At 65.3% G+C, this 25,513-nt stretch carries 22 protein-coding genes and 3 pseudogenes; 9 read left to right on the top strand and 16 right to left on the bottom strand.

Features of this window, described 5'->3' with window-relative positions:
* Nucleotides 1-26 precede the first annotated feature (26 nt).
* From C6A82_RS13015 to C6A82_RS13005, 3 genes are read right to left on the bottom strand one after another with little or no spacing between them, the layout of a single operon-like run.
* Nucleotides 27-440, bottom strand: a complete 414-nt coding sequence (locus C6A82_RS13015; protein WP_105349447.1) for a DUF2752 domain-containing protein — start codon at nucleotides 438-440, stop codon at nucleotides 27-29.
* A complete protein-coding gene (locus C6A82_RS13010; RefSeq protein WP_105349496.1) occupies nucleotides 427-852 on the bottom strand; it encodes a TM2 domain-containing protein in 426 nt (141 codons plus the stop codon). Before C6A82_RS13010 ends, C6A82_RS13015 begins: the two co-directional genes overlap by 14 nt.
* Before the next feature lie 31 nt (nucleotides 853-883).
* The gene (locus C6A82_RS13005) at nucleotides 884-1,456 is read right to left on the bottom strand and encodes a TetR/AcrR family transcriptional regulator (protein ID WP_105349448.1); all 573 of its coding nucleotides are present in this window, start codon (nucleotides 1,454-1,456) and stop codon (nucleotides 884-886) included.
* Between the two features lie 74 nt (nucleotides 1,457-1,530).
* Here C6A82_RS13005 and C6A82_RS13000 point away from each other — a divergent pair, with 74 nt between their 5' ends.
* The 3 genes from C6A82_RS13000 (at nucleotide 1,531) to C6A82_RS12990 (ending at nucleotide 5,579) form a co-directional block, all read left to right on the top strand.
* The gene (locus C6A82_RS13000) at nucleotides 1,531-2,340 is read left to right on the top strand and encodes an SDR family oxidoreductase (protein ID WP_105349449.1); all 810 of its coding nucleotides are present in this window, start codon (nucleotides 1,531-1,533) and stop codon (nucleotides 2,338-2,340) included.
* Nucleotides 2,337-3,785 (top strand): NAD(P)/FAD-dependent oxidoreductase, encoded by a 1,449-nt coding sequence (locus C6A82_RS12995; RefSeq protein ID WP_105349450.1) that lies wholly within the window; start codon nucleotides 2,337-2,339, stop codon nucleotides 3,783-3,785. The genes C6A82_RS13000 and C6A82_RS12995 overlap by 4 nt, the downstream gene beginning before the upstream one ends.
* Nucleotides 3,786-4,265: 480 nt before the next feature.
* On the top strand, nucleotides 4,266-5,579 hold the full coding sequence (locus C6A82_RS12990; RefSeq protein WP_105349451.1) for an adenylate/guanylate cyclase domain-containing protein: 1,314 nt from the start codon (nucleotides 4,266-4,268) through the stop codon (nucleotides 5,577-5,579).
* A 15-nt stretch (nucleotides 5,580-5,594) separates the two neighbouring features.
* Here the strand turns inward: C6A82_RS12990 and C6A82_RS12985 are convergent, their stop codons facing one another.
* Entirely contained in the window at nucleotides 5,595-5,945 is a 351-nt protein-coding gene (locus C6A82_RS12985) for a hypothetical protein (protein ID WP_396836797.1), read from the bottom strand.
* Between the two features lie 62 nt (nucleotides 5,946-6,007).
* Here C6A82_RS12985 and C6A82_RS12980 point away from each other — a divergent pair, with 62 nt between their 5' ends.
* On the top strand, nucleotides 6,008-7,324 hold the full coding sequence (locus C6A82_RS12980) for an adenylate/guanylate cyclase domain-containing protein (protein ID WP_105349452.1): 1,317 nt from the start codon (nucleotides 6,008-6,010) through the stop codon (nucleotides 7,322-7,324).
* Between the two features lie 434 nt (nucleotides 7,325-7,758).
* Entirely contained in the window at nucleotides 7,759-9,060 is a 1,302-nt protein-coding gene (locus tag C6A82_RS12975) for an adenylate/guanylate cyclase domain-containing protein (RefSeq protein ID WP_105349453.1), read from the top strand.
* On the opposite strand, the gene C6A82_RS12970 is transcribed toward C6A82_RS12975, so the two are convergent.
* On the bottom strand, nucleotides 9,057-9,374 hold the full coding sequence (locus C6A82_RS12970; protein ID WP_105349454.1) for a hypothetical protein: 318 nt from the start codon (nucleotides 9,372-9,374) through the stop codon (nucleotides 9,057-9,059). The two genes, C6A82_RS12975 and C6A82_RS12970, sit on opposite strands and share 4 nt — an antisense overlap.
* A 94-nt stretch (nucleotides 9,375-9,468) precedes the next feature.
* On the opposite strand from C6A82_RS12970, the gene C6A82_RS12965 reads away from it, so the two are divergent.
* Nucleotides 9,469-10,788 carry an adenylate/guanylate cyclase domain-containing protein gene (locus tag C6A82_RS12965; RefSeq protein WP_105349455.1) on the top strand — a complete coding sequence of 440 codons (1,320 nt, stop codon included), beginning with the start codon at nucleotides 9,469-9,471 and terminating at the stop codon, nucleotides 10,786-10,788.
* Between the two features lie 48 nt (nucleotides 10,789-10,836).
* A complete protein-coding gene (locus tag C6A82_RS12960) occupies nucleotides 10,837-12,156 on the top strand; it encodes an adenylate/guanylate cyclase domain-containing protein (protein WP_105349456.1) in 1,320 nt (439 codons plus the stop codon).
* 397 nt (nucleotides 12,157-12,553) lie between these two features.
* Here the strand turns inward: C6A82_RS12960 and C6A82_RS12955 are convergent, their stop codons facing one another.
* From C6A82_RS12955 to C6A82_RS12905, 11 genes and pseudogenes are all read right to left on the bottom strand, one after another.
* The gene (locus C6A82_RS12955; protein ID WP_311101818.1) at nucleotides 12,554-14,089 is read right to left on the bottom strand and encodes a hypothetical protein; all 1,536 of its coding nucleotides are present in this window, start codon (nucleotides 14,087-14,089) and stop codon (nucleotides 12,554-12,556) included.
* A 336-nt stretch (nucleotides 14,090-14,425) separates the two neighbouring features.
* Nucleotides 14,426-15,493 (bottom strand): recombinase family protein, encoded by a 1,068-nt coding sequence (locus C6A82_RS12950; protein ID WP_233217205.1) that lies wholly within the window; start codon nucleotides 15,491-15,493, stop codon nucleotides 14,426-14,428.
* 104 nt (nucleotides 15,494-15,597) lie between these two features.
* A pseudogene (locus C6A82_RS12945) lies at nucleotides 15,598-15,657 on the bottom strand (hypothetical protein); the annotation flags it as partial.
* Nucleotides 15,658-15,877: 220 nt separating this feature from the next.
* A pseudogene (locus C6A82_RS12940) lies at nucleotides 15,878-16,645 on the bottom strand (DUF222 domain-containing protein); the annotation flags it as partial.
* A gap of 5 nt (nucleotides 16,646-16,650) precedes the next feature.
* Nucleotides 16,651-16,899, bottom strand: coding sequence for a hypothetical protein (locus C6A82_RS12935; protein ID WP_105349459.1), 249 nt, complete (start codon nucleotides 16,897-16,899; stop codon nucleotides 16,651-16,653).
* A gap of 176 nt (nucleotides 16,900-17,075) precedes the next feature.
* Nucleotides 17,076-19,070, bottom strand: coding sequence for a prolipoprotein diacylglyceryl transferase (gene lgt, locus C6A82_RS12930; RefSeq protein ID WP_105349460.1), 1,995 nt, complete (start codon nucleotides 19,068-19,070; stop codon nucleotides 17,076-17,078).
* Nucleotides 19,067-19,858 (bottom strand): tryptophan synthase subunit alpha, encoded by a 792-nt coding sequence (gene trpA / locus C6A82_RS12925; RefSeq protein ID WP_105349461.1) that lies wholly within the window; start codon nucleotides 19,856-19,858, stop codon nucleotides 19,067-19,069. The genes lgt and trpA overlap by 4 nt, the downstream gene beginning before the upstream one ends.
* Complete coding sequence (gene trpB / locus C6A82_RS12920) at nucleotides 19,855-21,126, bottom strand: tryptophan synthase subunit beta (RefSeq protein ID WP_105349462.1); 1,272 nt, start codon at nucleotides 21,124-21,126, stop codon at nucleotides 19,855-19,857. Before trpB ends, trpA begins: the two co-directional genes overlap by 4 nt.
* A gap of 36 nt (nucleotides 21,127-21,162) precedes the next feature.
* Nucleotides 21,163-21,981 carry an indole-3-glycerol phosphate synthase TrpC gene (gene trpC, locus C6A82_RS12915; RefSeq protein ID WP_105349463.1) on the bottom strand — a complete coding sequence of 273 codons (819 nt, stop codon included), beginning with the start codon at nucleotides 21,979-21,981 and terminating at the stop codon, nucleotides 21,163-21,165.
* Between the two features lie 84 nt (nucleotides 21,982-22,065).
* Nucleotides 22,066-22,662 carry a TIGR02234 family membrane protein gene (locus C6A82_RS12910; RefSeq protein ID WP_105349464.1) on the bottom strand — a complete coding sequence of 199 codons (597 nt, stop codon included), beginning with the start codon at nucleotides 22,660-22,662 and terminating at the stop codon, nucleotides 22,066-22,068.
* A complete protein-coding gene (locus C6A82_RS12905; protein ID WP_105349465.1) occupies nucleotides 22,659-24,218 on the bottom strand; it encodes an anthranilate synthase component I in 1,560 nt (519 codons plus the stop codon). Before C6A82_RS12905 ends, C6A82_RS12910 begins: the two co-directional genes overlap by 4 nt.
* A 61-nt stretch (nucleotides 24,219-24,279) precedes the next feature.
* On the opposite strand from C6A82_RS12905, the gene C6A82_RS12900 reads away from it, so the two are divergent.
* The gene (locus C6A82_RS12900) at nucleotides 24,280-24,744 is read left to right on the top strand and encodes a peroxiredoxin (protein ID WP_105349466.1); all 465 of its coding nucleotides are present in this window, start codon (nucleotides 24,280-24,282) and stop codon (nucleotides 24,742-24,744) included.
* Nucleotides 24,741-25,456 (top strand): annotated as a pseudogene (locus C6A82_RS12895) (ABC transporter ATP-binding protein). The gene C6A82_RS12900 and the pseudogene C6A82_RS12895 overlap by 4 nt, the downstream one beginning before the upstream one ends.
* The last annotated feature ends 57 nt before the right edge of the window (nucleotides 25,457-25,513 follow it).

Here is a 25,513-nt window from a genome sequence, read left to right as displayed (position 1 = left end):
TGAACCCATATGAGCGCAGCTCGTTGCTACCCGTCGAGAATCGTCGGGATCAGCGGGAAGCCGGGCATGTTCCGCGCCACAGTCCACGCGACTGCGAGCACCGCGATGACGGCGATCGCCTGCGCCGGAAACATCGGCCTCCCGATCCGCCACCGCAGCACGACCCATGCCAGCAACGCCGGCAACCCGATGAGCAGGAAGATGTTGTCGACGGCGGCGGCTGCGACATCTCCGTGCAGCAGGTCGTGGGTCATCCGGAGTCCGCCGCACGCCGGGCAGTTCCAGCCCGTCAAAAGCTTGAACGGGCATGCGGGAAAGACGAAGTCGGGATTGTGCGGATCGGCCAGGCCGACGTACGCGACGGCGCCGCCGAGCAGCGCGCCCGTACCGAGTGCGCCGTAGCGCCGGGCGCGGCTGGCGGTCGCGCTAGGTGCCCTCACGAAGGGGACGTCCCTCCGGATCACGCACTTTGTCGGTGAAGATCAGCACGGCGTCGATGATGCCCCACACCACCGCCCCGATACCGCACGTGACAAGGCCGACCAGCAGCTGCGCGATACCGAGGCCGGTGTAACCGAGGTAGATGCGTCCGATGCCGACAAGGCCGAACAAACCGATGAGTTGAAGCAGGCCGGCTACGGTTTTCGACTTGTCGGACAGGGGCTCGCCGGTCATCGGATGGCGACCGTACGGCGCCGACGGATCCGTGTAGGCCTGCGGGTACTGGCCGTACTGGCCCGGCGGCGGATAGCCCGGCGGCTGGGGTGCATAGCCGGGAGGAGGCGGCGGCGGATTTTGCGGTTGTTGGGGAGGCGGAGATCCCTCGTTGCCACCGAACTGCGGCTCAGTCATGGCACCCAGCATGCCAGAAACCAGGCGCAGGCTAGACGGATTGACCGGCCAGCAGCCGGAGACAGTCGACCAGCCCGTTGACGGGAATTGACGGGTCGATCGACCGCATGAGCCCGAGGCCTATGCCCAGGGCGAGCATCGTGGTGGCGGCCTCGCGTCCGGGCAATTTCATATCGATGTCGTCGGCGGCTTCGAAACTCGTGGCAAGCATTTCGATGATGCCGTCCAGCCGCGCCGCCATGTCGGTGCGCGATTTCTCGTTCAGCCGCGCGTGCATCGCGAACTCGGCTTCCAGCGGCGTCCACCCCGGGTCGCCGATGACGCGTTCGGCCCAGTCGCGTAGCGCCTCGAACCTGTCGGGCTGCGTGAACAGCCCGATGGCGTCGGTCAGGCGCTCATCCCTTATCCCGTCGAGAACGGCAGCACAGAGTTCGTCCTTGTTGCGGAAGTTCGAGTACACGGCGCCCTTCGAGTAGCCGGCGGCGTCGGCCACCTTCTCCAGCGATGTCGGGTGGTAGCCGTCGGTGAAGAACATCTGTCGTGCGGTCGCGATCAACTGTGTCCTCGTCTGAGCCTGACGCTCGGCGCGGGTCATGCGTGCCATGGCTGCTATCCTAGCCGTTGACATACCAATGGCTTCCCGATACCGTCGGTTTTCGAAATGAGTATGGGGGTGCGATGCTCTACCCGAAGATCGAGGTTGACGACGCGATCGTGGTGGTCACCGGCGGCGCACGCGGAATCGGCAAGGCGACCGTGGACCTGTTCGCCGCTCGCGGAGCAACGGTGTGTGCAGGTGATCTCGACGGGGCCAGTTACACCGTGGACGTGACATCACGGAACTCCTTCGCAGAGTTCGTCGCGGCGGTGATCGATCGTTACGGCCGTGTCGATGTGCTCGTCAACAACGCCGGAGTCATGCCGCTGGGGGACTTCGTATCCGAAGACGACGCGATCAGCAGGACCACACTCGAAGTGAACGTGTGGGGCTCGATCCACGGCATGCGAGTCGTGTTGCCGCACATGTTCGAACGCGGCCGTGGACACATCGTGAACGTCGCGTCCATGGCGGGAAAGCTCGCCGTCCCCGGCATGGCGGTCTACAACGCCAGCAAGTTCGCCGCTGTCGGACTCTCCGCTGCGGTCCGCGAGGAGTATCGCGATACGGGTGTCAGCGTGACGGCTGTCCTGCCCAGCGCCGTGCGAACCCGGCTCACTTCCGGGGTGCCGCTGGGGCGGGGTGTGCCGACCGTCGAGCCCGAATCGGTGGCGTCGGCGATCGTCCGCAGCGTGGCCAATCGTCGCGCTGAGATCGCCGTGCCCCGTTATCTCGCCGGCTGGGATCTTCTTCGCGCAATCACTCCCGATGCCGTGATGGGATTGGCCCGCAGGACGATTGGCGATCGCCGAGCTCTGACCTCCGTTGAGCAGGATGTCCGCGGCGACTATGACAGGGCGATCGAGGCACAGGCAAGGGAGCGACGATGACACGGCAACCCAGGGTCGTGATCATCGGTGCGGGTATGGCAGGGATCGCGACGGCGGTCACGCTGGCGCGCGCGGGGTTCAACGACTTCACCATCCTCGAAAAAGGCAACGATGTCGGCGGCGTCTGGCATTGGAACCACTACCCCGGCCTGACGTGTGACGTGCCGTCGCAGCTGTACCAGTTCTCCTTTGCGCCGAAACCCGACTGGAGCGGGGTGTTCGCGCCGGGTGACGAGATCCAGCGCTATCTGCGGAAGGTCGTCGAGGAGTTCGGTCTCGAAGATCGGCTGCGTCTGCGATCCGAAGTCGTGTCGGCCGTCTTCAGCGGTGCTAGTTGGGAGGTGGTCACCGCCGACGGCAGGAAGCGAGAAGCAGACTTCGTGATCGCCGCGACGGGCGTGTTGCATCACCCGTTCACGCCAGACATACCGGGTCTCGACAGCTTCGACGGTGACGTCATGCACACCGCGCAATGGGATGACACTGTCGCCACATCCGGCCGCAGGATCGCCGTAATCGGTAACGGTTCCACCGGCGTGCAGATCATTTCGGCGTTGCACCGCGTCGCCGCACACATCACGCATTTCGTCCGAACCCCGCAGTGGGTGATCTGGGCGCCGATAGGGCTGGCACAGCCAAATCTGCTGAGTCGGGCGCTCCGAAAACTGCCGTTGGCTAATCAGCGCCTGCACAGCGGACTGCTCTGGAGCTCAGGCATTCTGGCGGATGTCGCCACGAAGCCGTCATGGCGCAGACGACTGCTTCAGAACTACGCTCGCTGGTGTCTGCGTCTGCAAATCCGCGATGACGCACTGCGGCAGCGCCTTACGCCTGATTACCAGCCGCTGTGCAAGCGCCAGGTCGTCTCGGACACCTATTACCGGGCTATCCAGTCGCCTAACGCAGAATTAGTGACGTCTGCGATCGATAGGATCACCCCGCGCGGCATCGAGACCACCGACGGCCGCGAGATCGAGGTGGATCTGCTGATCCTGGCGACCGGTTTTCATACACACAACTACATGCGGCCGATGAACATCCGCGGCCGGGACGGACTGACCATCAACGACGCCTGGTCGAAAGGACCGCGCGCATACCGGATGACCGCGATATCGGGTTTTCCGAACTTCTTCACGGTGCTGGGCCCCAACTCCCCGACCGGATCCATTCCGCTGCACTTCTCCGCCGAGTTGACCGCGAAGTACATCGTCGAATGGTTACGTCGTTTCAGGGCAGGCGAATTCACCACCGTCGAGGTGACAGAACAGGCGACCACGAAGTTCAACGACGATGTCGCCGCCGCGCTCGGGCCGACGGTGTGGAACACCGGATGCAACTCCTGGTACCTGACCGATGAGGGCAACATCGACCTCTGGCCGTATGACCGCAAGACGATGACCGCCATGCTTTCGCGACCTGAAGATCGCGACTTCCACATCGCCTAGAACGGCGGTGGGTCGTCGTTTCCCGGTGGTCTGGGTCTTGCCGGGAAGTTCGCTTCGGGGCGATCATTTCCGCGATCCTCGATCAGTTGGTGGTTGCGGGCGCGTTGGGCTGTGATGTGTTGGGCGCGGTTTTGTGCGCGGGTGCGTCGCCGGCGGGGCATGGTCAGCCCGCACGCTGGTTGGCCTGCGGGCTGCGGCCTTGTCAGTGGTGGTCAGGACCACTGGTGCGGTGGGTCGGCACAGCGACGGGAACAGCGCGTAGCTGCCCGGCCGGGTTAGCTGGGTTTGGCCGTGCGGGTCAGTCCACACCACGGTGCCGTCGGGTCGTTGTTCATCGCGCCAGCCGCACCGGCCGGCCCAAAACGTTTTGAGCAGATGGTGGCCGCGACTGGCCGAAGAACACTTCAGGGGAACTCTTGTGAGCAGCATAAACGCTGCCGATGCGCACCACCCACCTGCTCGTCGGCTTAAACTTCCGCAATGCTCTCGGAGACGCGCTACGCGAGAAATGGTGACTTGCGGGTCGCCTATCGGGCTTCGCGTGAAGGTCCTCGCGACATTGTGTTCGTCCCGAACTGGTTCTTCTGCTGCGAGGTCCTTCCAGAACTACCGTCCGTTCAAGGGTGGGTCGAGGCGATGACATCGCTCGGTCGGATCATCTTCTTCGACCATCCGGGCAGCGGACTGTCTGATCCGGTCACGCCGGGTGCTCTGCCCACCGTGGAGCAATGGGCCGACAGCATCACAGCGGTGTTGGACGATCTCGACAGCCGCGAAGCGGTAATACTGTGCAGCCTTTTCAACGCGTTTGCGCCCGGTGCGCTGTTCGCGGCTACACATCCGTCCCGTACGACTGCACTGATTGCGCTGGAAGGCTACGCGGATACAACAACCGTCGAACGCGCCCGCGAAAGCGTTGCTGAGTCGGCAGCCATGTGGGGCACGGGCGAGGTCGAGCATTTCTTAAATCCGGATATGCCGTGGAACGAGGAGATCCGGGCAGCGTGGGCCCGACACGAGCGCATGGCGGCGAGCCCCGCGATGGTGGAGATGATGCTGCCGTTGATGACGGATTTGGATGTGCGGGCGGTTCTTCCGACAATCCGCGTCCCTACCCTGGTCATGCAGCACACCGACCACCCCGTGCACGCGACTTGGGGGCACACACGCAAGTACATCGCCGATCACATACAGGGGGCCAAATACGTTGAGCTCCCCGGACGCAACTTCTACCACTTCGTGGAACCGTGGCGCGATTCGTTCCAGGTGATCGCCGAATTTCTCACCGGCCAGCAGCCCGACCTGGCCGATGACCGTGTTCTCGCCACCGTGTTGTTCACCGATATCGTGGACTCCACGCGCCGCGCCTCAGAGATGGGTGACCGTGACTGGCATGCGTTGCTTGATGCGCACGACGCCGTTGTCCGGTCGCAGCTGGCTCGCTTTCGGGGCCGTGAGGTGAGCACCTCGGGTGACGGCTTCCTTGCGATGTTCGACGGCCCGCAACGAGCGATCCGCTGCGCCATGGCGATCCGCGATGCGGTGCAGGCGCTGGGCATCGAGGTGCGCGCCGGGTTGCACACCGGCGAATGCGAAGTGCGCGGCGATGACATCGGCGGGATCGGCGTGCACATCGGGGCGCGGGTGAGCGCGTTGGCTGGGCCCAATGAGGTGCTGGTGTCGAGCACGCTGCGCGATCTGGTGATCGGGTCGGGGCTGGAGTTCGAAGACCGCGGCTCGCATGAACTAAAAGGCGTGCCGGGTGAATGGCGGCTGTTGGCCGTCGCCTCGTAACAACTTGCAATACGCCTAAAAGGGTGTCGGCCTGTTGCGTTCGGCGACGTGGGGGTCGTTGAGTCGTCGTTCGGCGGCTTTGGCTTGGGCGGTGTTGTGCCCGCGGGCGTGGCGGCGTTTGGGCATCATCGCGTCGCGGTCGCCTGTGGGTTTTACGGTGGGTGGGTTCCCGGTCCACAGGGTGGCGGTGGGTGCACACAAGCTCGGGAACAGGTGCAGGCTGCCGGGGTGGGTGGTGTAGGTGTATCCGGTCGGGCTGGTCCACACGATGGTGCCGTCGGGCAGTTGGCGGTCACGCCAGCCGCCCAGTGCGTTCCAGAACGTTTTCAGTAGGTGGTGGTAGCGATTACGTGAAGTACGCTTCAACGAAACGCTCTTGAACAGCATAAACGGCTGTCGACGCGCTTCCTGGGACTTAGACTTCTGCGGTGTTCTCGGAGACGCGCTATGCGATGAATGGCGGTTTGCGTGTCGCCTATCGCGCGTCACCACCTGGTGCTCGCGACATAGTGCTCGTCCCAGGGTGGTTCAGCACCTGTGAGGACACTCCTGAACAGCCGCCCCTTCGAGGGTGGATCGAGGCGATGACATCGCTCGGTCGACTGATTTTCTTCGACCAGCCGGGTACCGGACAGTCTGATCCCGTCACGTCGGGCGCGCTGCCGACGTTGGAGCAGTGGGCCGACAGCATCGCCGCGGTGTTGGACGATCTCGGGAGTCGTGAAGCGGTCCTGCTCGCGATGTCCGGCAGTGCCGCGACAGGTGCGCTGTTCGCGGCAACACATCCATCCCGCACGACCGCGCTGGTCGTGCTGGAGGGTTACGCGAATCCGGTGGCTGAGCGCACCGAGGGACCCACACCCGAGCAGATTTTGGCCGCCCTGGTCGCCATCTGGGGGACGGGCGAGTTCCAGCATGCGATGAATCCCGACATGCCGTGGAACGAGGAGATCCGGGCAGCGTCGGCACGCTATGAACGCCTGGCGGCGAGCCCAGGAACCGTCGCCCTCATGATGCCGCTGCTGGCCGAAATGGACGTGCGGGCATTGCTTCCAGCCGTCCGCGTCCCGACTCTCGTCCTCCACCACACCGACGATTCGCTGATCCCGCCCGAGTGGGGCAAGGACCTCGCTGATCGCATACCGGGCGCGAAATACGTTGGACTCCCAGGGCGCAACGCCAACCACTTCGTCGAACCGTGGCGCGCGTCTTTCCAGGAGATCGCCGAGTTCCTCACCGGACACCAGGCAGAAGTGGCCGATGATCGGGTTCTCGCCACGGTGCTGTTCACCGACATCGTGGACTCGACGCGCCGGGCCGCCGAGATCGGCGACCGTGACTGGTATGCGTTGCTTGATGCGCATGACGCTGTGGTGCGGTCGCAGCTGGCGCGTTTTCGGGGCCGCGAAGTGAACAGGACGGGTGATGGGTTCCTGGCGATGTTCGACGGCCCGCAGCGCGCGATCCGCTGTGCGATGGCGATCCGCGACGCGGTGCAGGCGCTGGGCATCGAGGTGCGTGCCGGTTTGCATACCGGCGAATGCGAGGTGCGCGGTGATGACATCGGCGGGATCGGTGTGCATATCGGTGCGCGGGTGAGTGCATTGGCCGGGGCGAGCGAGGTGTTGGTGTCGAGCACGTTGCGCGATCTGGTGATCGGGTCGGGGCTGGAGTTCGACGAGCGCGGGATTTACGAGCTCAAGGGCGTGCCCGGTGTGTGGAAGCTTTTCGCCGTCGCGTCGTAGTCGCTGACCTTAGAACGGTGGCGGTTTGTTGCGTTCGGCGACGTGGGCGTCGTTGAGTCGCCGTTCGGCGGCTTTGGCTTTGGCGGTGTTGTGGGCGCGGGTGTGTCGGCGTTTGGGCATCATCGCCCCGCGCTTGGTGGCGGGTTCGGGTGTGGGTGGTTCGCTGTGCCATAGCGTGGCTGTGGGTTTACACAATGCCGGGAACAGGTGGCGGCTGCCGGGGTAGGTGACATAGGTGTGCCCGGTGGGTGAGGTCCAGATGATGGTCGCGTCGGGTAGTTGTCGGTCACGCCAGCCGCCCAGTGCGTTCCAGAACGTTTTCAGTAGGTGGTGACATCGACTGGCTCAAATACACTTCAGAGACAGTGCCCGTGAGCAGCATTAACTCTGCCGACGGGCACCGCTCGACCCGCTCCCCGGCTTAGACTTCTGCGATGTTCTCGGAGACGCGCTATGCCATGAACGGGGACTTGCGCGTCGCCTACCGCGCGTCGCCTGAGGGTGAGCGTGACATCGTGTTCGTGCCGAACTGGTTCACGTGCTGTGAGGTCTTACCGGAGCTGCCGTCCCTCCAAGGCTGGATTGAGGCGATGACATCGCTCGGGCGACTGATCTTCTTGGACCAGCCGGGCACGGGGGCATCCGATCCCGTCACGCCGGGGGCGTTGCCGACCTTGGAGCAGTGGACCGACAGCATCACCGCGGTGCTGGACGATCTCGGGAGTGCCTATGCCGTCCTGCTCGCAGTCGACGGTGCGTTCGCAACGGCCGCGCTGTTCGCAGCGACCCACCCATCCAGGACAAGCGCACTGCTCGCTCTCGAGGTCTACGCGAATCCGGTTGGTGAGCTCGATCCCGAGGAAGCCGTCGCTGCCATGATCGCCATGTGGGGGACGGGCGAATACCAGCATGCGATCAATCCGGATATGCCCTGGAACGAGGAGATCCGGGCCACGTGGGCCCGAATGGAACGGATGGCGGCGAGTCCAGGGACTGCAGCTCTCATGATGCCGCTCCTGTCGGAACTGGACATGCGGGCGGTGCTTCCCACAGTTCGAGTGCCAACCCTCGTCGTCCAGCACAGCGACGATCCGTTCATCTCGCCTGCGATGGGCAAGTACGTCGCTGACCACATATCGGCCGCGAAGTACGTGGAGCTCCCGGGGCGAAACCTGTACCACTTCGTCGATCCTTGGCGACCGGCGTTTCGGGAGATCTCGGAGTTCCTCACCGGCCATCAGGCCGACGTGGCCGATGAGCGGGTTCTCGCTACAGTGCTGTTCACCGACATCGTGGACTCCACGCGTCGCGCCTCAGAGATGGGCGACCGTGACTGGCACGCCTTGCTTGATGCCCATGACGCCGTCGTCCGGTCACAGCTGGCCCGGTTTCGCGGCCGCGAGGTGAACACGTCGGGAGATGGGTTTCTTGCGATGTTCGACGGCCCGCAGCGAGCGATCCGATGCGCCATGGCAATTCGCGATGCAGTGCAAGCGTTGGGCTTGCAGGTGAGGGCGGGCCTGCACACCGGTGAGTGCGAGGTGCGCGGCGAGGACATCGGCGGGATAGCCGTGCACATCGGCGCCCGCGTGAGCGCATTGGCCGGGCCGAACGATGTTCTCGTGTCCAGCACGTTGCGCGATCTGGTGATCGGATCGGGACTCGAGTTCGAGCCTCGCGGCATACATGAACTCAAAGGTGTACCGGGTGAATGGAGTCTGTTCGCCGTCGTTTAGAACGGTGGCGGCTTGTTGCGTTCGGCGACGAGCGGATCGTTGAGTTTTCGTTCTGCCGCCTTGGCTTTGGCGGTGGTGGCGGCGCGGGTGTGGCGGCGTTTGGGCATCTTCATTCCGCGCCCGGCGGTGGTCTCCGCAACGGGGGGTTCGCCGGTCCACAGGGTGGCGGTGGGTGCACACAGTCGCGGGAACAGGTGCAGGCTGCCCGGATGGGTGGTGCGGGTGTGGCCGGTGGGTAGCGTCCAGACCACCGCGCCGTCGGGTCGTTGCTTTTCGCTCCAGCCGTTTGGGCCAACCCAGAACGTTTTGAGCATGTGGTGACACCGAATTGGTGAAGTACGTTCTAGGGGACCGCCCTCAGCTGCGTAAACGTCTGCTGACGCTTTCCCTGGGACTTAGACTTCCGCCATGTTCTCGGAGACGCGCTATGCGATGAACGGGGACTTGCGCGTCGCCTACCGCACCACTGGTGAAGGTGAGCGCGACATCGTGTTCGTCCCGAATTGGCTCACAAACTGTGAGATCTTGCCCGAGCTACCGTCCCTGCGGGGGTGGGTCGAGGCGATGACATCGCTAGGTCGGCTGATCTTCTTCGACCAGCCGGGCTCGGGCGCGTCCGATCTCGTTGTGCCTGGTGCGCTGCCGACACTGGAGCAATGGGCCGACAGCATCACCGCAGTGCTTGACGAACTCGACAGTCAGGAAGCGGTACTCCTGGCGAGCAACGGCGGGGCGACAACAGCGGCGCTGTTCGCAGCCACACATCCATCTCGCACAACCGCCCTGGTCGTCCTCGAGGGCTACGCGGCTCCGCTGGACGTGCTCCAGCCCGATAGGCACATCCGTGACGAGATCTTGCCCGGCTACGTCGCGTCTTGGGGCACCGGTCAGTCGCAATATGCGACTAATCCGGAAATGCCATGGAACGACGAGATTCGGGCAACATGGGCGCGCCACGAACGCCTGGCGGCAAGTCCAGGGACCGTTGCTCGCGTGCTGCCGCTCGTGACCGACGTTGACGTGCGGGCCGTGCTTCCGTCGATTCGTGTGCCAACGCTCGTCCTTCAACACACCGACTCGTTGTTTCGGCCCGAGTGGGGTAAGTACGTCGCTGATCACATAGTGGGCGCGAAATACGTTGAGCTGCCTGGTCGCAATACCTACCACTTCGTTGAACCGTGGCGAGATTCCTTCCAAGAGATCGCCCAATTCCTTACTGGCGAGCAGCCCGACGTTGCCGACGACCGTGTTCTGGCCACCATGCTGTTCACCGACATCGTGGACTCGACGCGCCGGGCCGCCGAGATGCGCGACCGCGATTGGCATGCGTTGCTCGATGCACACGACGCCATCGTCCGTGTACAACTCAGTCGATTTCGAGGCCGTGAGGTGAACACGTCAGGTGATGGTTTCCTTGCGATGTTCGACGGCCCGCAGCGGGCGATCCGCTGCGCGATGGCAATCCGCGAGGCGGTGCAAGCGCTCGGCATCGAGCTGCGTGCCGGGCTGCACACCGGCGAGGTCGAGGTGCGCGGCGATGACATCGGCGGGATCGGCGTGCACATCGGGGCGCGGGTGAGCGCACTGGCCGGGCCGAACGAGGTGCTGGTGTCCAGCACGCTGCGCGACCTCGTCATCGGGTCGGGACTGGAGTTCGAGGAGCGCGGCGCACACCAGCTCAAGGGCGTACCCGGCGAGTGGCATCTGTTCGCGGTTGCGTCTGCCTAGACCGCTGATCTGGGGATCCGCGTCGCTCGTGCGGCCTAGACTTCGGCGATGTTCTCGGAGACGCGTTATGCGATGAACGCGGACTTGGGCGTCGCCTATAGGGCGTCGCCTGAGGGTGAGCGCGACATCGTGTTTGTCCCGAATTGGTTCACATGCTGCGAACACCTGCCGGAGTTGTCGCCTGTTCAGGGATGGGTGGAGGCGATGACATCGCTCGGTCGAGTGATCTTCTTCGACCAGCCGGGCAGTGGAGCGTCCGATCCTGTCGAGCCGGGCGCGCTGCCGACCTTGGAGCAATGGGCCGACAGCATCACTGCGGTGCTCGACGATCTCGAAATCCGCGAAGCAGTGCTCATCACCGTGCCCGGCTCGTTCGCGCCGGGTGCGCTATTCGCTGCTACGTATCCGGCTCGCACCACCGCGCTCGTAGTGCTTGAGGGCTTCGCCAATCCGATTGCTGAACGCACTGATGGCGTCAATCCCGACGAAGTCATCGCTGCGCTGGCAGCCATGTGGGGCAGGGGCGAATACTGGCTTTCGATCAATCCCGACATGCCATGGAACGAGGAGATCAGCGCCGCGGTTGGGCGACATGACCGGCTTGCCGCGAGCCCACGGACCTACGCTCTCTTAATGCCTCTTTTGACCGAGGTAGACGTTCGGGCGGTGCTCCCAAGCATCCGCGTGTCAACTCTCGTGCTCCAGCATGCCGACGACCTGATGGTCCCGCCCGCCTGGGGCAAGTACGTTGCTGATCACATACCGGACGCGAAATACGTTGAACTGCCTGGGCGCAACTTGTACCACTTCGTGGAACCGTGGCGGGATTCGTTCCAGGAGATCGCCGAGTTCATCACGGGCCACCAGGTAGAGGTGGCTGATGACCGCGTCCTCGCCACCGTCCTCTTTACCGACATCGTCGACTCGACGGCTCGGGCTTCGGAGATCGGCGACCGTCGCTGGCGCGCGTTGCTCGACGCCCACGATGCCGTCGTCCGCGTACAGTTCAATCGCTTTCGGGGCCGTGAGGTCAACAGCACGGGTGATGGTTTCCTCGCGATGTTCGACGGGCCACAGCGAGCGATCCGCTGCGCCATGGCAATTCGTGATGCGGTGCGGTCCCTGGGTATCGAAGTGCGCGCCGGGCTGCACACCGGCGAATGCGAAGTGCGCGGCGACGACATCGGCGGGATCGCTGTACACATCGGTGCGCGGGTGAGCGCACTGGCAGGGCCGAACGACGTGCTGGTGTCCAGCACGCTGCGCGACCTCGTGATCGGGTCAGGGCTGGCGTTCGAGGAGCGCGGCGCTCGCCAGCTCAAGGGTGTGCCCGGTGAATGGCGGCTCTTCGCCGTCGCTTCTCCGTAGCAGTAGGTTTCGGCGCGCCGACTAGAACGGACCGCTCCGCCCCCGCAGGTTGTACCGCATCATGCGCGGAGAGGAGATCTTGTAAAACCCCGACTTGCATAGACCTGTATCCCAGCCCGATTTCCGTGCCGTCGGGGAGCTGTCGATCCAGCCAGCCGCAGAAGGTTTTGAGCTGGTGGTATCGACTGGTTGAAAAACACTTCAGTTCACCCAAACTATTGTGCTTATGCGTCGAGGTGCTGGTGTCAAGCACGTTGCGCGACCTGGTGATCGGGTCAGGGCTTGAATTCGAGGACCGCGGCGCGCACGAACTCAAGGGCGTTCCGGGTCGGTGGCAGCTGTCCGCCGTGGTGTCGTCGGGTAGGTGTCGCTCAGAACGGCGGGGCTTGGTGTTATATCACAGCTGAATCGACCCTTGTAGCGCCTTCGCCGCGAGGGCATGCGAGCGGGCGAACTTCTTCAGCCGACGGGAGAAGTTGTGGAAGAGCACGACTTGGACGCCTCGTTTCTCGAGGAGGCGAACGAAGTCAATCAGCGACTCCTCGCTGGAATGCGCGGTCCAGGGACTTGTATCGATGCCCTGCCCGGCTAGGTCCGCACCTCGCCCGATCGACAGCACTCGAGCCTCCGCTGGCGCGGTGAATCGATCGCCTGAGGCGCTTGGATCGACGAGCCAAATCCGACGACCCGCTGGCAGGGCTTCGGTGTGGTCGAGCCAATAGAGCCAAACAGACTCTGCCCACGCTGACATAGATTTGCCGTATTGCGCTCGCAGCAGCGGATCAAGGGATAAATGATCTCGGCGGATGAAGGCGTCGTGCATGGCTTTTGCGACGTTGCGGACTGTCCCGGAGGCGAGGTAACTGACCGTGCCCCGTAAGTGACCGTCTTTCCCGATGTGGAAGAGGTCAGCGAGCGCGTACGTCAGTTGATCTGGTGCACCGACCAACACGATGTCGGAAGCCCCAAGTGACAACACTTCTCTAGCCACGTCGTGGTTGCTTGCACCAGCCGGCCGTCCGGCCATCGTGGCGTCAAGCAGAACGGTGCATTGACGATCCTGCGGCAAGAAGTTGAGGAGCTCTAGCTCGACAGAATGACGCGCGGTCCGCAATACAACATCGCCTGTGTAGAGCAGAGCACGACGCCCATCGTCGAGCAGGTACGCGACCGAACCTGGAACATGCGGCACCGAGACAACCTGAACCTGGATGACGCCGATCCGAAAATCGAGGCCGGGTTCGACCAGCATGAGGCGGCCGATCCTCTCGATACGCGAGCCGAGAAGGAGACAGGTGATCTTCGACATGACGACGAACAGGCCACTAATGAAACCCTCCAAAACGGCGCCGGCGTGATCGCGATGCCCGCGCGAGAGCAAGACTGCTACGTCGTCCGCGCCCCTGACTAGTTCCGGTCCGAAGCCCACATCGAGGAGTGCTGACCCTGTGTCGAATCGCACCCGGATTGCGGTCCCGGCCTCAGCACCGGATCCTGCCGACTCGACGGATACCATCGACGAGGGACCGTCTATCTCAAGGCCGACCGATTTGGGCACGCGGCCGCGCACCCACCGCGCACTCCCTAGGCGTTCACCGGTCACCAAGGGGTACCACCCAGTCGTAGCAACAACGTCTGATGCACGATGATGTAGCACCTCCCGTATGACTGGGTCCGAGAGGGTGGAGCAGAGGGCGATCGTGTACCGAAACCCGTCGTCGCCGTGGACAAAATCGATGAAGCGAACCCCTGTGATATTGGACGCTGGTTCGCCGAAGAGCTTCCAAACCGTGTCGAGGAACCCGGCCGCAGGCAATGGGGAAGGGCGCGACTGAGCGGAGAGCAATTCCCGTGCGCGCTTCCTTGGGCCAAACCAGGCCTTAGTGGTCCGCTCAACAATCGGATTCCATGCGGCCGATGTCTGATCCGCCATTGCTCTCCATCCTCAGCGCGCGTTGGCACAAATGGTAGATAGGCTCAGTCGCTGTCGGCAACGGAGTGGACCGTCGCCGACCAGTTAGTTTCGGCGTCGCCTGAAACTGATCCCGTGTCGACGCCCGAAATTCGACCTCACTTCCAGGACCCGCGGCATGCATGAACACAAGGGCGTTCCGGGTCACTGGCAGCTGTCTGCTGTCGTGTCGTCGTGACGGTGTCCCTCAGAACGGCGACGGCTTACGACGTTCGGCAACGATTGCGTCGTTGAGTCGGCGTTCCGCTGCTCTGGCTCTCGCACCGTTATCGGCCCGGCTGCGTCGGCGTTTGGGCATCATTGCCCCGCGCTGGCTGTTGGGTTCGACGGTGGGCGGCTCGGCCGGTCCACAGCGTGGCGGTGGGTGCGCATAGTCGCGGGAACAGGTGCGGCCTCGGCCTCCCGTATCTGCGCGTAGAGCCGCTGCTTCTCGGCGCGTAACTGCTCGGCCTCGGCGGCATCATGCTCGGCGACCTTCAACAGGTCCACCGCATCCGAGCGCGCCAGCCGCTCGGCAACGGCGGCGTAGATCAGCGGCTCGACGTGCTCGGCGCGGATCGACACACCGCGACACGACTTGCAGCCGTAGGTGATTGAGTGGGCCATCTGCCCGGACGGTTCCTTGACCTCGCCCGCCTTCGGCCGCCCCGACTTGCCGCCCGTCGGTTGCATGACCCACTGCCCGGAGAGGTAGCCGCCGCATCCCGATTTGCCGCACCGCAGCACACCGGTGAGCAGGTGCTTGCGAACGGTCTTGCGGCCCGGCGCGCGGCCGGGTGCGTCGAGCACCGCCTGCGCGGCCCGCCAGGTCTCCTCGTCGACCAGCGGCGGCCAGGTGCCGGCGCCGACGATCTCGCCGTTGTGGTCACGCAGCCCGGCGTTGCGCGGCTTGCGCAGGAACAGGCTCACCGTCGACGCTGACCACAGCTTGCCGGTCAACCCGTATGCGCCGGCGGCGTTCCACTCGCGGGCGATGTCGCTGATAGACCCGCCGGACAGGATCGACTCGTAAGCTTGCTTTACCAGTGGCGCGGTCACCGGATCGGGTGTGCGGCTACCGTCGCGCAGGAATCCGAATGCGTTGCGCCACTGCGGTTCCCCTCGGGTGGCCTTCTGCTGCGCCGCCCGCTTCTGCCGGTCTGATTTGTGCTCGATCTCGTGACGCGCCACCGCACCTTTGAGTCGCGCGGTGAGTCGGCCTTGCGCGGTCGACAGATCGACGTCGCCGGACACGGTGGCCAGCGCCAGCCGGTGCGTGTCGGCGAGGTCCATGAACCGTTCGAGCTCGATCGGCCGCCGATGCAACCGGTCCAGGTCCCACGCCACCACGGCGCCGATCCGGCCGTCGCGAATGTCGGCGAGCATCCGCTCATAGGCGGGCCGCTTCTTGGCGCTCGTGCGCTCACGTCGTTGTCGACGTACTCCACCGGCGTCCAGCCCTTAGCGGCGCACAACGCCACGCAATCCTCGCGTTGACGTGCGACGCCGAGCGCCTGCCCGGACGGGTCGCTGCTGATTCGGAGGTACATGGCGGCATCCATGGCTTAAATGTACTACGGACAATCGATAGTGTTGTCGGCACAGGCATTTCAGGTTCGACGCGCAGGTCGGCCCGATGGGGTAGGCGATCGTATGATCCAGATCGCAGATATCAGCGGGCCGTGAACAGCCCGGAAACCGGCACGTCATATCCCGACACCGGACAAACCGATCCAACTTCGCTGACGGCCGGTACCGCGTCTCGGGTGGCGCGTCACCGGGGTGCACGATGTAGCAGATGGTGGCCCCGGCGGCGATCTTGGCCGCCAACAACGGCGCCGGGATCACCGGCCCGCCGATCATCACCGCCGACGGTGTGGCGGCCGGGCCGGTGAGCGGCGGGCACACCACCAACTGGGCCAGCGTCATCTCCCGCGCCGGTGTGGTCGGCTTGTCGGGGTCGGCCCCGTCCAGCACCACCGCGGTGTCGTCGGCCAGGGTCTTCTCCTCGGCGATCACATTGATCACCACCGCGTTGGGCTGCGCCCCGGCCGCCGCGCAGTCCTCGGCTGCGCACAGACACGCCAGATAATCCACACCGTGGCCCAACGCGCCCAAGGCGTCGGCGCGGCGCTGCCCGAGGGTGCGCGGATCACCGTCACACACCCCGCGCGCCAGCGCCTCCAACCGGGCGTCGAGCGCGGCGGCGTCGTGGTCGAACAGCATCGCCTCGATCGTGGCGGTGCCGCTGCCGTCGCAGTGCGTGTCGACATGGCGGCCGCGGGCGTGCAGCTCCATGCGGCGCACCGCCAACGGGTCATAGCGCTGCACCCAGTCATCGATCGCGGTTTCCACTTTGGCCTGCGACAGCGCCCCCCACTCGGGCACCGCGGCGGCCAACTCGATATCGATCTTGTCCTGCACCTGCGGCTCGGTGATCAGCGCGGTGCGCGACACGATCGTCGACACCATCCGCACACTGATCCGACCGCTGGCGAACACCTCGGCCACCCGCGGTAGCCGTTCGCGCAGCTCCATCGCGATCAACAACTGATGCGAGGCCACCCCAGCGACACCTCATGACACGCCGCGACCTCCGCGGCCACAGCGTTCCAGTTGTCCAGACACCACTGCTCGCGCTCGGCCGAGCCGTCGGCAGACCAGCGGGCCTCCAACACATCAGCGATCGCGGCGAGCCGCCGCGCACACGCCGCGTTCTCCACCCGCGCCCACGCACCCACCGCCACGCCCCGACCAGCGGAGCCAGCCGGAGACACAAGATCATCGAACATGCTTTCGAAACTACTCGTGCGCCACGACCCCATCGGCCGACAATGACCAGGTCACCCGCTACCTGTGGATGAAACCGCAACTGTGGATAGCCGCCGGTTCGAAGGTGTCCTACTTGGGCTCGTCGCCGTCTCTCGCCGCGTCGTCGCCGTTGTCGTCGGCCTGCTCGCCTGCTATCTCATCCGCGACGTCGGCGGCTTCTCCAGCGTTCTCGAAGGCGGCCTCGTACACCCCCGACTGAACCGACACCGCCGACTTCCTTTTCCGGCTCCTCGGCTTCGTCACCAGCCTCGGCGGCTTCCTCGGCGTTGGCGTCAGCGGCCTCATGCACCTCGGGCGCGGCCTCCGCGACCACGTCCCCTTCGACCGAACCGACACCGCCGACTTCCGTGAGGGGCTCCTCACCGCCATCGGTGGTCCCATCTCCCTCGGCAGCGACCTCATCGGCAACGCCGGCGGCTTCCTCAGCGTTCTCGACAGCGGCCTCATGCACCTCGGCCGCAGCCGCCTCGGCCTCGACGGCCTCATCACCCTCGACCGAACCGACACCGCCGACTTCCGAATCCGGCTCCTCACCGCCATCGGCCGCCGGGTCGGACGCGTCTTCGCCGGCTTCCGTTTCGTCGTCGGCCGCGTCGGCCGCATCTTCGGCTTCGACTTCGGTCTCAGTCTCGGTCTCGTCGTCAGCCTCCTCAGCCGCCTCGTCAGCGACATCGGCAGCTTCCTCAGCTTCCTCGACGGCGGCCTCATGCGCCTCGGCCGCAGCCGCCTCGGCCTCCGCGACCTCATCACCCTCGACCGAACCGACACCACCGACTTCCGTAACCGGCTCCTCACCGCCATCGGTGGCCGCGTCTCCCTCGGCAGCGACCTCGTCAGCGACATCGGCGGCTTCCTCCGCGTTCGCGACTGCGTCCTCGTGCACCTCGGGCGCGGTTTCCTCGGCCTTGGCCACCTCATCGCCTTCGACCGAACCGACTCCGCCGATCGCGACAGTCGGCTCGGCGTCCTCGCCGGCCTCAGCGAAGGCCTCCGCCTCCATGAGCTCGCCGGCCGGTACGTCGGCGATGTCCTCGGCGAGTTGCTCGCTTTCGGCGACCGCCTCGACTTCCGACTTTTCCTCATCACGGGGTTCGACGAGCTCCTCGCCACCGGATTCGAGTATCTCCGTGGCGTCTTCGTCTTCCTTCTCCCCCGCGGCCTTTGCGGCCGCGACAACGCCCGTGGTGGCCGCAACGGCGACCAGTTCCTTCTCGATCTTCTCTGTGGGCAGATTCGCTCCGGGGGCGGCGCCGTCAGCGTCCTCGGCATACCCGCGAAGTTCCGAAGGATCCTCGCGGCCCTTGGGCGCCACCATGATGTAGACGACGGCGCCGATGAAGACGAAGACCGACACGAACGAGTTGATCCGGATGCCTTCGACCGGCGTCCAGGCCATGTCGCTGCGCATCAGCTCGACCCAGAACCGGCCGAAACAGTAGGCGGCGACATACAGTGCGAACAGCCGACCGTGCCCGATCCGGAAGCGGCGATCCACCCCCAGCAGCAGAACGAAGACCACGAGGTTCCAGAGCAACTCGTAGAGGAAGGCGGGGTGCACGACCTCGATGAGTTGACCGGTCGACACCCCGTTCAAAGTATCGAGTGCACCGTTCGAGTCGCGCCGCTCGTAGATCTCCAGGCCCCATGGCAACGACGTCGTCCTGCCATACAGCTCCTGGTTGAAGTAGTTGCCGATCCGGCCGATAGCCTGGGCCAGCACGATGCCGGGCGCGATCGCATCACCGAAAGCCGGCAACGGGATACCCTTTCGCCGGCATCCGATCCATGCGCCGACGCCGCCGAGTGCCACCGCACCCCAGATACCCAGACCGCCCTCTTGGATCTTGAAGGCCGCTACCAGACCCGCGCCGCCAGACCCGAAATAGGTCGACCAGTCCGTGAGAACGTGGTAGAGCCTGCCGCCGATCAACCCGAAGATGATGGCCCACAGCGCGATATCGAATATCACTCCGCGTTCGCCGCCGCGGTCGACCCACCGCTTGTTACCGATGAACAATGCGGCGATGACCCCGAGCAGGATGAACATCGCATACGCCCGGATCGGGATGGTGCCCAGATGCCACACGCCCTGCGAGGGGCTTGGGAAGGAGGCCAGTATGGTCGTTGTCACGCCGAAATCCTCTGCCGCACACCGTCGGCCAACTCTGCGGCGAGCGTGCGGACGGCCGGCAGGCCCTCCGTCAGCGCCGAGACCAAGGCCGAGCCAACAATGACACCGTCGGCGTACGCACCGATCTGGGCGGCCTGCTCGCGCGACCTGACCCCCAGTCCGACACCGACCGGAATATCCGAAACCGCCTTCACGCGCTGCACCAACTCGGGAGCCGCATTCGAAACAGCGTCCCGCGCCCCCGTGACACCCATCGTCGACGCCGCATAGACGAACCCGCGCGATGCCTTGACGGTTGCGACCAGGCGTTCGGGCGTGGACGACGGTGCCACCAGGAAGATTCGATCCAAGCTGTACGTATCTGAGACCGCCAGCCATTCGTCGGCTTCTTCGGGAATCAGGTCAGGGGTGATCATCCCGAGTCCTCCGGCGGCAGCCAGGTCGCGCGCGAAAGCCTCTATGCCGTAATGTAATACGAGGTTCCAGTACGTCATCACGACCGCACGTCCGCCAACCTTGCTGATGGCCTCGACGGCGCTCAGCGAATCGCCCACCCGGACACCACCGCGCAGCGCGGCCTCGGTAGCCGTGGCGATGGTGGGACCGTCCATACCGGGATCGGAGTACGGCATCCCGACTTCGATGATGTCGCAACCCGACTCGACCAGGGTGGTCATCGCCGTGATCGACTTCGGCACGTCCGGATAACCGGTCGGTAGATAGCCGATGAGTGCTGACCGGCCCTCCTGCCTGCATGCCGCGAACGTGCCCGCGAGTCCATTCGTCATGAGGCCGCGGTCCCCGTGCTGTCGAGCAGGCCGAACCACTTGGCCGCCGTCTCCACGTCCTTGTCTCCGCGACCGCTCATGTTCACGAGGATGATGGCCTCGGGCCCGAGTTCCTTGCCCAGCTTCAAAGCACCCGCGACCGCGTGCGCCGATTCGATCGCTGGGATGATGCCCTCGGTCCGGCACAGCAGGCCGAACGCGTCCATCGCCTCGGTGTCGGTGATGGGCCGATATTCGGCACGGCCGATGTCCTTGAGGAACGCATGCTCCGGCCCCACGCCCGGATAGTCGAGGCCCGCCGAGATCGAATGCGACTCGATGGTCTGGCCGTCCTCGTCCTGCAGAAGATACGAGAACGAGCCCTGGAACGCACCGGGAGAACCGCCGGCGAAGGTGGCTGCGTGACGGCCGGTTTCGACCCCGTCACCCGCCGCCTCGAAACCGACCAGCTTCACGTCGGGATCGTCGATGAAGGGATGGAACACACCGATCGCGTTGGACCCACCACCGACGCACGCCGTCACTGCGTCGGGTAACCGGCCCGCCTGATCCTGGATCTGTGCGCGTGCCTCGAGCCCGATCACCCGCTGAAAGTCGCGGACCATCAACGGAAATGGATGCGGCCCCGCCGCGGTACCGAAGCAGTAGTACGTCTCGTCGGCGTTGGTGACCCAGTCGCGGAACGCCTCGTTGATTGCGTCCTTGAGCGTCTTGGACCCGGATTCCACCGACACCACTTCGGCTCCGAGCAGCCGCATTCGGGCCACATTCAACGCCTGCCTGGCGGTGTCGACGGCGCCCATGTAGATCACGCAGTCCAGACCGAGAAGCGCACACGCCGTCGCGGTGGCCACGCCGTGCTGGCCTGCGCCGGTCTCTGCGATGACCCGCGTCTTGCCCATCTGCCTCGCCAGAAGGGACTGACCCAGCACATTGTTGATCTTGTGAGACCCCGTGTGGTTGAGGTCTTCTCGCTTGAGGAAGAGCCGCGCCCCGCCCGCGTGCTCGCCGAGCCGCGCGGCTTCGTACAGCGGCGACGGTCGGCCGCTGTAGTGCCGCTGCAACCGGTCCAACTCATCGAGGAATTCCTGGTCGCCGCGCGCCTTTTCGTAGGCGGCGGTGACCTCCTCGATCACGGCCATCAGGGCCTCGGGAACGAGACGTCCCCCGTAGGCGCCGAAATGGCCTTTCGCGTCGGGATCGTGGGCGGTCGGTTCGGCGACCGCCGCACTGGAGCGCGGCAACTCCGGGCCGGCGAGATCGGCCATCAATGTTGCTCTTCGCGCAAGCGGCTCATCGCCGTGTCAGCGTGAGGGTTTCGGGCAGGACGGATGCGTACCTGCGGTGACCAGATCGGCGACGGCCGTGCGGGGATCACCGCTGGTGACCAAGCCCTCGCCGACGAGAACCGCATCGGCGCCCGCACCGGCGTACGCGAGAAGGTCGGCAGGCCCCCGCACGCCGGATTCGGCGATGCGGATGATGTCGGTCGGCAGTCCAGGCGCGATGCGCGCGAAGCAGTCCCGGTCGACGTCGAGCGTCTTGAGGTCACGGGCGTTGACGCCGATGACCTTGGCCCCCGCCTGCAGCGCGCGGTCGGCTTCCTCTTCGGTGTGCACCTCGACCAACGCTGTCATCCCGAGGGATTCGGTGCGATCCAGCATCGACACCAGCGCGGACTGTTCGAGCGCTGCGACGATGAGCAGAAGCATGTCCGCGCCGTGCGCACGGGCCTCGTGGATCTGGTACGGCCGGATGATGAAGTCCTTGCGCAGCACCGGGATCGAGACCGCGGCGCGCACAGCGTCCAAGTCGGCGAGCGACCCATTGAACCGACGCTGTTCGGTCAGCACACTGATGACCCGGGCGCCGCCGTCCTCATATGCGCCGGCGAGTTTCGCCGGATCGGAGATCGTCGCAAGCGATCCGCGCGACGGGCTGGCCCGCTTCACCTCCGCGATCACGCCGATGCCGGGTTCGCGCAGTGCAGCCAGCACGTCGCGCGACGACGGAGCGGACTTGGCCGCCGCTTTGACCTCGTCGAGGCTGACAACGGCCTCCCGTGCGGCGACGTCTTCGCGAACTCCCTCGATGATGGAGTCGAGCACGGTCGCCGAACTCATAAGCCGTGAACTCCCTCCGCGTTCGCGCCGGCGTGCTGCCGCATGATCTTCATCGAAGGGTAGCCGCACCGAACACATCATCCGTCACCGCCCCTCGGTGTCTGGCTTGGTGGGATCACGACCCTCATCGAGTGCATCCCACATCATCCGCTCGGACATGTCGTCGCCTGCTGAGGCACGCCGGCGCGCCGCCTCCCGACGCCGCGCCGGAGCCTCGTATTTGTCGTCGTCCGACGCGACTTTCACCGGTGCCCGCATCAGCAGCACCGCGCCTGCGAGCGTCAGCAGAGCTGCGCTCAGGCTGAGGACAGCACCCCAGTAGTGCCGCTGCGTGCCCAGCAGATCGGCCACCGGCACGTCGGCAAGGCCCGCCGCGCGCACCGCGACGTCAGGGACGACCCACAGGCTGATCGCCAGGTAGGCCATCACCGCGCTCAGCGCGCCGACGATCACCGCCAGAAGTCGCAATTGCCAGCGTGGCCCCACCGTCGACTTGAGAACCGCCGCCAGCAGGATCACCGCCAACGGAACAAGGGCCGTCGACCAGGCTCCACCGTTCAGCGTCGTGGTCTCGGGCTGACCGAGCCCGTCGAACGAGCTCACCTCGACCCACGTCATCCGCGACGCCACCCAGAGGGCCACCGCCGCTATCAGCAGCATCAGTTGGCCGATGTGCTTCATGGTTCGCTCAGCGTCTCCGCCGCGGCGATCGCGTTCAGCACCGCCTTGGCCTTATTGGCGGCCTCGTTGTATTCGTAGGGACCGTTGGAGTCGGCCACGACTCCCCCGCCGGCCTGCACATACGCTGTCCCGCTGCGTATCAGCGCGGTCCGGATCGCGATCGCGAAATCGGCATCCCCCGCGAAGTCCAGGTACCCCAGCACGCCGCCGTAGAGGCCGCGGCGGGTCATCTCGACCTCCTCGATGAGCTCCATCGCGCGCACCTTCGGGGCGCCCGTCAACGTGCCCGCAGGAAAGCACGCGGTGACGGCATCCAGCGCCGTCTTGCCGTCAGACAATCGGCCGGTCACCGTCGACACCAGGTGCATGACATGGCTGTAGCGCTCGATGTGGCTGTAGTCCTCGACGCGCACCGTGCCCGGTACGCATACGCGGCCCAGGTCGTTTCGGCCCAGATCGACGAGCATCAGGTGCTCGGCACGTTCCTTCTCGTCGGACTGCAGTTCCTTCTCGAGAAGCAGGTCTTCCTCCTCGTCCGCACCGCGCCAGCGAGTTCCGGCGATGGGATGCGTGGTCGCACGACCGTCCTTGACCGTCACCAACGCCTCAGGGCTCGAGCCGACTATCGAAAAGTCAAGCCCACCTTGTGCATCCGGCACGTTCAGCAGGTACATGTACGGGCTGGGATTGGTCACCCGCAGCATCCGGTACACGTCGAGCGGGTTGGCCGAGGTCTCCATCTCGAAGCGCTGCGAGGGGACCACCTGGAAAGCCTCGCCTGCTTCGATGTCGCCGACGAGCTTGTCGACGATGGCGCCATACTCCTCGACCGACCGCTGCTTGCGGTTGCGCGGCGCCGGCCTGCTGAAGGTCGCCACCGTTGACGACAGGTTCGCGCCGAGCGCCTCGGTCATCACGTCCAGCCGGGCCACCGCGTCGTCGTAGGCCCAGTCGACGCGTTCGTCGGTGCCGTTCCAGTTCACCGCGTTGGCTATCAGCGTGATGGTGCCCTCATGGTGGTCGACCGCGGCGATGTCGGTGGCCAGCAGCAGCAGGATGTCGGGCAGCTTCAGGTCGTCGACGGCCAGTTCCGGCAGCCGTTCGAGCCTGCGCACCAGGTCGTAGGCGAAGAAGCCGACAAGCCCGCCGGAGAGTGGCGGCAGCCCGGGAACGGGCTCGGTCTGCAGCAGTTCCAGGGTGTCATGCAGGGCTTTCAGCGGGTCGCCGCCGCTCGGGGCGTCCTGCGGGGTGACGCCGAGCCACGCGGCCTCGCCGTCATGGACCGTGAACGCCGACGGGGCACCGGCGCCGATGAACGACCACCGCGACCAGGACCGCCCGTTCTCCGCCGATTCCAGCAGGAACGTGCCTGGACGGTTGGCCGCCAGCTTGCGGTATGCCGACAGTGGCGTCTCGCTGTCGGCCAGCACCTTTCGCGTCACCGGAACGACCCGGTGCCCGGCGGCCAGGGCCCGGAAGTCCTCACGGGACGTCGTGACGGCCAGCGACGACTGCTCGCGCGAAGAGCCGACACTGAGGTTGGCGGTGGTTTGCACGTACTAATCCTCCCAGCCGCTAGGCCAAGAACCGAAATCAGTCAGGCGTAGCGTGACACCCATGAAACGTGGTGACAGGGTCTCCGGGTTCGAATTGCCGGACCAAACGGGTGCTGTGCGAAGCCTCACATCGCTGCTCGCCGACGGGCCGCTCGTGCTGTTCTTCTATCCCGCGGCGATGACCCCGGGCTGCACGAAGGAAGCCTGTCACTTTCGAGATCTGGCCGGTGAGTTCGCCGCCGTCGGCGCATCGCGGGTGGGTATCAGCACCGACCCCGTCGCCAAGCAGGCCAAGTTCTCCGACACCCAGCGTTTCGACTACCCGCTGCTCTCCGACGCCGACGGCAAGGTCGCCACGCAGTTCGGGGTCAAGCGCGGGCTGTTGGGCAAGCTGATGCCGGTCAAGCGCACGACCTTCGTCATCGACAGCGACGGCACCGTTCTCGACGTGATCGCCAGCGAGTTCAGCATGGATACGCACGCCGACAAGGCGCTGGAGGTGCTGCGCCAGCGGCAGTCGGCGTGACGGAGGTTCTCGCGCTGCGCGATGTGACGTTCGGCCGCAACGGCAAACAGATCATCGACGGCATCTCGCTGACCGTGCACGCCGGTGAGCACTGGGCCCTGCTCGGCCCGAACGGTGCGGGCAAGAGCACGCTGCTGGGTTTCTGTGCGGCGGTGACGTTTCCGACGTCGGGCACGGTGCACATTCTCGGCGAGCAGATGGGCCGAGTCGACCTCGCGAGGCTGCGCCGGTTCATCGGTCACGTGAATCCCCGTCACCGGCTCCAGTATTCGCTGACCGTGCGCGAAGTCGTGCTGACCGGCGTCACGGCCACCATCGACACCCAGATGCGCTGGACGCCGACCGCCGACGAGCTCGCGCGTGCCGATGCGATGATCGCCGCGGTCGGGCTGACGCACAAGGCCGAGGACGTCTGGCCGACGCTGTCGCACGGTGAGCGGGGACGCACGCTGATCGGGCGCGCACTCATCTCCGAACCGAAACGCATCCGGAGGTCGCGTCGATCCTGGTCACGCACCACCTCGAGGAGCTTCCTACGACGACGACGCATGCGCTGCTGATCGCCGAGGGGCGGACCGTGGCGACGGGTGCGGCCCGCGACACCGTGACGACCGACAACGTAAGCGCCGCCTTCGCCCATCCCGTGGTGGTCGGTTACGACGAAGGCGGTTGGACCGCGCGCGCCAAGGCCACCCGCATCATCGAGCCATAGGGTCGCTTCGATTTCTGCACCAGGGTCGCTGGTCGACCGAAATCACAGCCCTCAGGC

The sequence above is a fragment of the Mycobacterium sp. ITM-2016-00318 genome (genome assembly GCF_002968285.2).
Taxonomy (GTDB): Bacteria; Actinomycetota; Actinomycetes; order Mycobacteriales; family Mycobacteriaceae; genus Mycobacterium.
The sequence above is the reverse complement of the archived record's forward strand: the minus strand, read 5'-3'. Positions and strand labels throughout refer to the sequence as shown.

Coding starts and splice junctions, on each gene's coding strand:
- C6A82_RS12990 (WP_105349451.1), top strand. CDS start 4,266: ATGCTCTCGGAGACGCGCTACGCGAGAAATGGTGACTTGCGGGTCGCC.
- trpC (WP_105349463.1), bottom strand. CDS start 21,981: ATGAGTTCGGCGACCGTGCTCGACTCCATCATCGAGGGAGTTCGCGAA.
- C6A82_RS12910 (WP_105349464.1), bottom strand. CDS start 22,662: ATGAAGCACATCGGCCAACTGATGCTGCTGATAGCGGCGGTGGCCCTC.
- C6A82_RS13000 (WP_105349449.1), top strand. CDS start 1,531: ATGCTCTACCCGAAGATCGAGGTTGACGACGCGATCGTGGTGGTCACC.
- C6A82_RS12955 (WP_311101818.1), bottom strand. CDS start 14,089: ATGGCGGATCAGACATCGGCCGCATGGAATCCGATTGTTGAGCGGACC.
- C6A82_RS13005 (WP_105349448.1), bottom strand. CDS start 1,456: ATGGCACGCATGACCCGCGCCGAGCGTCAGGCTCAGACGAGGACACAG.
- trpB (WP_105349462.1), bottom strand. CDS start 21,126: ATGGCCGATCTCGCCGGCCCGGAGTTGCCGCGCTCCAGTGCGGCGGTC.
- C6A82_RS12975 (WP_105349453.1), top strand. CDS start 7,759: ATGTTCTCGGAGACGCGCTATGCCATGAACGGGGACTTGCGCGTCGCC.
- C6A82_RS13010 (WP_105349496.1), bottom strand. CDS start 852: ATGACTGAGCCGCAGTTCGGTGGCAACGAGGGATCTCCGCCTCCCCAA.
- trpA (WP_105349461.1), bottom strand. CDS start 19,858: ATGACGAATGGACTCGCGGGCACGTTCGCGGCATGCAGGCAGGAGGGC.
- C6A82_RS12995 (WP_105349450.1), top strand. CDS start 2,337: ATGACACGGCAACCCAGGGTCGTGATCATCGGTGCGGGTATGGCAGGG.
- C6A82_RS12970 (WP_105349454.1), bottom strand. CDS start 9,374: ATGCTCAAAACGTTCTGGGTTGGCCCAAACGGCTGGAGCGAAAAGCAA.
- C6A82_RS12935 (WP_105349459.1), bottom strand. CDS start 16,899: ATGTTCGATGATCTTGTGTCTCCGGCTGGCTCCGCTGGTCGGGGCGTG.
- C6A82_RS12900 (WP_105349466.1), top strand. CDS start 24,280: ATGAAACGTGGTGACAGGGTCTCCGGGTTCGAATTGCCGGACCAAACG.
- C6A82_RS12960 (WP_105349456.1), top strand. CDS start 10,837: ATGTTCTCGGAGACGCGTTATGCGATGAACGCGGACTTGGGCGTCGCC.
- C6A82_RS12950 (WP_233217205.1), bottom strand. CDS start 15,493: ATGCTCGCCGACATTCGCGACGGCCGGATCGGCGCCGTGGTGGCGTGG.
- C6A82_RS12965 (WP_105349455.1), top strand. CDS start 9,469: ATGTTCTCGGAGACGCGCTATGCGATGAACGGGGACTTGCGCGTCGCC.